The organism is Paenibacillus suaedae (genome assembly GCF_032337355.1).
Lineage (GTDB): Bacteria > Bacillota > Bacilli > Paenibacillales > Paenibacillaceae > Paenibacillus_B > Paenibacillus_B suaedae.
This window is the reverse complement of sequence record NZ_JAVYAA010000004.1, coordinates 579,335-586,318: the sequence shown is the minus strand read 5'-3', so window position 1 is coordinate 586,318 and position 6,984 is coordinate 579,335. Positions and strand designations below refer to the sequence as shown.

Below are 6,984 nucleotides of genomic sequence, written 5' to 3'. Positions count from 1 at the left end.
CTTACATTGCCGCCTGCGCGCGCTTTACGCCCAATAATTCCGGACAACGCTCGCCCCCTACGTATTACCGCGGCTGCTGGCACGTAGTTAGCCGGGGCTTTCTTCTCAGGTACCGTCACCCTAAGAGCAGTTACTCTCCTAGGCGTTCTTCCCTGGCAACAGAGCTTTACGATCCGAAAACCTTCATCACTCACGCGGCGTTGCTCCGTCAGACTTTCGTCCATTGCGGAAGATTCCCTACTGCTGCCTCCCGTAGGAGTCTGGGCCGTGTCTCAGTCCCAGTGTGGCCGATCACCCTCTCAGGTCGGCTACGCATCGTCGCCTTGGTAAGCCGTTACCTTACCAACTAGCTAATGCGCCGCAGGTCCATCCATAAGTGGCAGATTGCTCCGCCTTTCTCATCTCCCTCATGCGAGGAAAATGCCTATCTGGTATTAGCTCACGTTTCCGTGGGTTATCCCAGTCTTATGGGCAGGTTACCTACGTGTTACTCACCCGTCCGCCGCTAACCTTCAGGAGTGCAAGCACTCCTTCAAGTCCGCTCGACTTGCATGTATTAGGCACGCCGCCAGCGTTCGTCCTGAGCCAGGATCAAACTCTCCGTTAAAGTTAAGTTTGAACTGCTCATATCTTTTGACGAGGTATTACTACCTCATTCACAAACGTTGCTCGTTGTTCAGTTTTCAAAGAACAATCTTAGTCAGTAACCAATCTCTCAGTTACTTTATTTTTCTCACCGCCTCATCAGCGGCGACTTTTATATCTTATCACTTCGTTCATCCGAAGTCAACAACTTTTTTTCAACTTATTTTTTAAGTTGTTTTCATTTTGTTGTTGCCCGCCTCTTAGCGAAGCAGGAATTAGAATATACCATAGCTACTTAAAAGAATGCAACCTCTTTTTTTGAATTTGTTTATCCCAGCCATGTTTCTCCTCTAACTCCTTCTATTAATAATAGGGATACTTAGGATAATGATGACACACTTACTAGAGAAGGGGCAGCCCACTTAGCATGGAATCCCAAACTCCCAAGCTCCTTTTTTCAGGCTAACCCCTTATTCATAGTACTAGAAGATAGACTCCTCTCTCCCTATTAAGCAGCTATTCCTAATGGAGAGAATAGAATGTAAACAGCGATCATAAGCACGATCATGACGACAGTAAATGCCTTCGCATGCTTCCATGGCGTCAAATCCACCTTGCCTGATTCAAACAGCTCGAAATCCTGTTCGCGCGGTTTCCATTTCCCGACGAGCAGCATGACTAACACGCAGACTGGGAACAATACACTTAAAATGTACAGGAAGTTGAGCGTACCCAAAAAGAATTTGGACAGGGTATAGAGCACAATATGGACAACCAATGCGATTTTAGGCGCAATTGCCGGTACCTTCTTGCTAAAGAAGCCGACAACGACAGCGGCAATGATCGGGATGTTATAAAATCCGAACATCTCCTGCAAGTAGTAATACAATCCTGAAGGCGCATACAGAATAAAGGGTGCAACAGCTACTGCAATAAGACCAAGCACGACGGCAAAGATTCTGCCTGCCTTCACGAGCTGCTGATCCGTCGCGTTCGGCTTGAATATCGGCTTGTAAATATCCAAGGTGAATAAGGTTAACGAACTGTTGAGCGCTCCATTAAATGAGCTTAATATCGCACCGAACAACACGGCCGCGAAAAATCCAGACAGTAACGTCGGAAGAACCTCAATAACAAGTGATGGATAGGCCATATCCGCATTGCTAAGCGAATTGTTAAAGAGATGATAGGCAATAATGCCCGGAAGAACGAGATAGAACGCTCCGAAAATTTTGAACATGCCGGCATACAGCACGCCCTTTTGGCCTTCCTTCAAGTTTTTGGCGCCCAGCGTCCGCTGAACGATCGCCTGATTCGTACACCAATAGAATAAATTGTTGAAGAGAAGCCCTGCGCAGATCGTCACCCAAGGAACTGGCGAAGAACTGTCACCAATGGAGTTCAACTTCTCGGGTTCTTTGTGCAGCAGTGTGCTGACCCCATCGAACAAATTGCCTCCTCCGAGTGCAACCAGACCAAGCACGGTAATGAGCAGACCACCGACAATAAGGCCGACTCCATTCAGCGTATCCGAGAGTGCACATGCGCGCAGACCGCCTAGTACCACGTAAGCAATCCCTGTAACCCCAATCGCAAGAGATACAACCAATATAATATTGAAATCACTCAGATCAAATCGAGCCGAAATATTAAAAATCGTATCAAGCACAAGTGCACCAGAATAGAGCACGGTAGGCAAATAAGCAACAGCATATCCAAGCAAAAACAAAATCGAGATAATCTGACGCGTACGCAAATCATAGCGCTGTTCCAGAAAATCCGGGATCGTCGTAATCCCTGACTTCAAATAACGCGGCAAGAAGATAAATGCCATAAAGATGAGCGCGATCGGCGATGTTACCTCCCAAGCCATGACAACCATGGAAGTTGCATAGCTTTGCCCATTCAATCCAACCATTTGCTCCGTCGATAAGTTCGTCAACAGCAGCGAGAAAGCGATTACAATACCTGTCAAGCTGCGCCCGCCCAGAAAGTATCCATCCGAGCTGTTCAAATCCACACTGCGCGTCTTGTACCAAGAGTACCAGGCAACAATTCCAGTATACAGTAAAAAGGTGATGACCGTGATGTAAGTCATGAAAGCCCTCCTCTATGCATAGAGAAATCTTGTGCTTATCATTGCTAGTTCTAGTAAATGGGACTGATGGCACCGAGAAGGATTACGAAATCCCATTTTTACTTGATGGCAGTCACAGCAGCAGGCATTCGAACGTCAACCAGTTGGCCGCTTTCAAATGACTCCTTGCATGCATACCCAAGCGCGGTCGACAGCACCCCATCCTCTACTGTTACTTTCGGTTGTCTTCCCTCGAGGATTGCCTGTACAAATTCAACTGCTTCATCCATATAAGCCTGTTCAAACCGTTCAAGGAATCCATTTGCGCACTCTCTCACGACACCCCGATCATCGAGAATCATGACTTGATTTTTCTCTGGTACAGTCCCGATGCGCAGTGATCCTTGCGTACCTATAATTTCAGTCTCGATATGATAGCCGTGCGCACAATTGCGACCCGCTACAAATATCCCCATCTTATTGTCTGCAAATTGTACAAGTGCTGCTCCGGTTTCTGCATCGTTCAGCTCCGCAAGCTCGGTATATCGATGAGAACCGCCGATTGCCCACACGCGTTCCGCTTCCACGCCCAAATACCACCGAGCCAAATCCAAATCATGAATTGCCATATCGAGGAACAAGCCCCCGCTATAGTTGCTCTTGGCAAATTGCATGAAGCCAGGCATCGCTTGCGCCGGATCGATTCCATAACAGCGAATCAGCACGGGTTCGCCAATCGCACCCGCTTCAATTTGTTTCTTCGCATACGCATAAGAGCGGTCATATCTGCGCATAAAACCAAGCATGAACACCTGATTCGGATGCTTGCGAACAGCCTTCTGCACGCGCAGCGCTTCCTCCATGTACAGCCCAAGCGGCTTCTCACTGAATACGTGAAACCCGGCTTCCAGCGCCTGCTCAATCTGTTCGCAATGATAAGAAGATGGAGAAGCAATAAAAATGGCGTCCAGTTCTTGATTGCGCAGCATATCCTCATAATTCGTATACCCGTAAGGGACATTCAGCTCTTGTTGAGCTTCCTCCACCTCTTCTGGTATCACACTGCATACGGCCATCAATTTGCAATTCGGAATGCGATGCGCCAAATTATCCGCGTGCTGCCGCCCGAGTCTTCCTAAGCCTACAAGACCTACCGATATCTGTTTGCCCTGTTTCATCTGTTCGTCCCTCCGTTTATACGCCCGCTTGCTGCAAAATATACTGTCTAGCCTTCATTGCGTATTCGAGCGGATTCGCCCGAGCAGGATCCTGCTCCGCTTCCACCAGCATCCAACCGCGGTATCCAGCCGTTGCAAGCGATTGGAACACCGGTTCGAAGGGAATGCATCCATCTCCGGGAACCGTGAATACCCCTTCCTTTACCGCCTGCAGGAAGCTGAGCTTTTCTTCAATTACGCGGCGCGCCACATCCTTGCGCACATCCTTCAAGTGAACATGCTTAATGCGATCCATATAACGATTCAATATGTATAGGGGATCCTCTCCGGAAAACACAAGGTGGCCTGTATCATACAGCAAGGACACCATCTCCGGATCTGTGCTAGCCATCAGTCGCTCGATTTCCACCGTTGTCTGAACGCCAGTTCCCATATGATGATGGTACACAAGGTGCATATCCTTAGCCCGAGCAAGCTCTCCCAATCGATGAACCCCCTCAGTTAAGCGCTTCCAATCTTCGTTGTTGAATACCGGCTTATTATCGAAAAGCGGAGTATCCATTTCTCCCTGAATGCTGTGTCCCTGCTCGGATACAACGATGACCTTCGAGCCCATCGCATGCAAAAAGTCACGGTGTTGAATAAATGCCTCTACCGTTTCTTCAAGTGGCTTCACAGTCAGGTAAGCGCTAAACCAGGCACTCGCTACCTCCAGATTCCTCAGATGCAGCGCCTTCCGCAGCACCTCAACTTCACGAGGATACTTATTGCCGATTTCCGTGCCGGCAAATCCAGCGAGCGCCATTTCGCTCACGCATTGCTCGAATGTATTTCCTCCGCCTAATTCAGGCATATCATCGTTCGTCCAACCAATAGGAGCAATCCCAATCTTCACACTCTCTGCTGCAAACATGCCCATTCCTCCCCAGAAGTCATAATTAAGATTCATGGAGGCAGGCGGATCAGCTTCGAAGGGCAGCTGGAACACCTCGCAAAGCTAGGTTCTAAAAAAACCTTCCAATTTCTACCTCCGCTGCCCATCAAGCGCTCTGAATATCGAACATTCCATGCAACTTCCACCTACGAAATACAGCGCCCGATTGTCCACCGCCTGCTCCATTACTGCTGTTTCCTGCTCTGTGACATGTTAATAAAGGTTATTGCCGTCGAACTTGCCATCGAATATACGAGAGGATTGGCTAATATGGTCGTGCCTGGCTCAGGGATTGGCGCCGATCATCATAGGCTTGGGCAATTGCCTTCTTGTCCGACACCTCTGCTACGCCGACATTCCACCATGCATCATAGCCATGGGTCATCGTCTTCGGGAGCACCTTAATATCGATCAACGTCGATTCCTTCTGGCGCTTAGCTGCCATCACAGCCTGTTCGAGCTCCTTCATGGTGCGTACCGAATACGTAACGGCTCCGTACCCCGAGGCACTAAGCGCAAAATCGATGCCGACAAGAGGCCCGTCCAGATTGCCCGTATACGGGTTACGCGAACGGAACTCCGTGCCGAAGCTGCCCATACCGTTACCCATCTGTAAATTGTTAATACATCCGAAACCATTATTGTCGAATAGCAGGACGTTAATTTTCCGTCCCTCTTGAATGCTCGTCAGCAGCTCAGAGTGAAGCATTAAGTAACTTCCATCACCGGTAAAAGCGTATACCTCTCGCTCCGGCTCCGCCATCTTCACGCCAAGCGCGCCTGCAATTTCGTATCCCATACATGAGTAGCCATATTCCATATGGTACGAATGCGGTGTCTCAGCCCGCCACATCCGCTGCAAATCCCCTGGAAGGCTGCCGGCTGCGCCCACAACAATCGCATTGTCGCCGAGCAGTTGGTTCAAGGCGGCCACAACCTGTGTCTGTGTCAGGCTGCTGCCAAGCGCCGCCGCGTATTCTGGCAGTGCCTCATCCAAATGGCCCTCAATTTCTGGAGTAAATGAACCTGCGCCTTGTACGTACTGAATGCCAGCCAAGCGCTGCCATTCCTTATCCCAAGCGTCGCGCGCTTCTTGAATCTCCCCTGTATAGGCTGAACGGTAATCCAGGGATTGAAGCCGCTGATGAAGCTCCTCCAATCCCACTTTTGCGTCAGCCACTATCGGAGTTGCATCCAGCTTAATCGCTTGGAATTCGGATACATTCACCGTCACAACATCTATATCAGGATTGCCGAACAGTTCCTTAGAACCTGTCGTAAAATCAGTAAAGCGGGTTCCAACCCCAATAATGAGATCCGCATCCTTGGCTATTGCATTCGCAGCCGAATTGCCTGTAACTCCGATGCCGCCCAGATTAAGCGGATGAGAGCTTGCGATCGCGCTCTTGCCCGCTTGCGTCTCAGCCAACGGAATATGGAAGGCTTCCGCGAATGCCGTTAGTGCATCTCCCGCTTCGGAGTAGCGAACGCCTCCGCCGCAGATAAGCAGCGGCCTGCGTTTGCGAGCGATGAGGCGAACCGCATCTTCAAGCTGCGCCGCTGAGGCAGGCCGCCGATCGATTCGATGCACCCGCTTCTCGAAGAAGGAGGCGGGATAATCATACGCTTCCCCCTGTACATCCTGCGGCAATGCCAGTGTAACGGCACCGGTGTCGGCCGGATTAGTCAGCACCCGCATTGCTTGAATCAGTGCCGTCATTAGCTGCTCCGGACGTACGATTCGATCCCAATACTTGCTTACCGGACGAAAAGCATCATTCGTCGATATGGTAAGATCATGTGGCTGCTCAATTTGCTGAAGCACCGGATCGGGCTGGCGAGAGGCGAACGTGTCTCCCGGAAGCAGCAGCACCGGAATTTGATTCGCCGTCGCCGTTGCCGCAGCGGTTATCATATTGGCTGCGCCCGGCCCGACAGAAGAGGTGCAGGCGCATATTTGCTTGCGCCGCATCTGCTTGGCAAATGCGACGGCAGCCTGAGCCATCCCCTGCTCATTGCGCCCTTGGTATACTTCCAAGCCGCCGCAGTTCTCTTCGAGCGCTTGGCCCAATCCAAGCACATTGCCATGACCAAATATCGTAAATACGCCTTTAATGAAGCGCTGCTCCACACCGTCAAACTCCACATATTGCTGATCCAGGAACTTGACGAGTGCCTGCGCCATTGTTAAACGGATCGTTTCCATCCCG

General features: G+C 50.2%; 4 protein-coding genes and 1 rRNA gene. All 5 read right to left on the bottom strand.

Annotated elements, in window-relative coordinates; genetic code table 11:
* Positions 1-607: ribosomal RNA gene (locus RQP50_RS19540) — 16S ribosomal RNA — on the bottom strand; the annotation flags it as partial.
* Between the two features lie 486 nt (positions 608-1,093).
* Complete coding sequence (locus RQP50_RS19535) at positions 1,094-2,683, bottom strand: solute:sodium symporter family transporter (protein WP_072730494.1); 1,590 nt, start codon at positions 2,681-2,683, stop codon at positions 1,094-1,096.
* A 98-nt stretch (positions 2,684-2,781) separates the two neighbouring features.
* Positions 2,782-3,840, bottom strand: a complete 1,059-nt coding sequence (locus RQP50_RS19530; protein ID WP_072730495.1) for a Gfo/Idh/MocA family oxidoreductase — start codon at positions 3,838-3,840, stop codon at positions 2,782-2,784.
* A 16-nt stretch (positions 3,841-3,856) separates the two neighbouring features.
* On the bottom strand, positions 3,857-4,753 hold the full coding sequence (gene iolE, locus RQP50_RS19525; protein WP_315746427.1) for a myo-inosose-2 dehydratase: 897 nt from the start codon (positions 4,751-4,753) through the stop codon (positions 3,857-3,859).
* A 286-nt stretch (positions 4,754-5,039) separates the two neighbouring features.
* A complete protein-coding gene (gene iolD, locus RQP50_RS19520; RefSeq protein ID WP_315746426.1) occupies positions 5,040-6,980 on the bottom strand; it encodes a 3D-(3,5/4)-trihydroxycyclohexane-1,2-dione acylhydrolase (decyclizing) in 1,941 nt (646 codons plus the stop codon).
* Between the last annotated feature and the right edge of the window lie 4 nt (positions 6,981-6,984).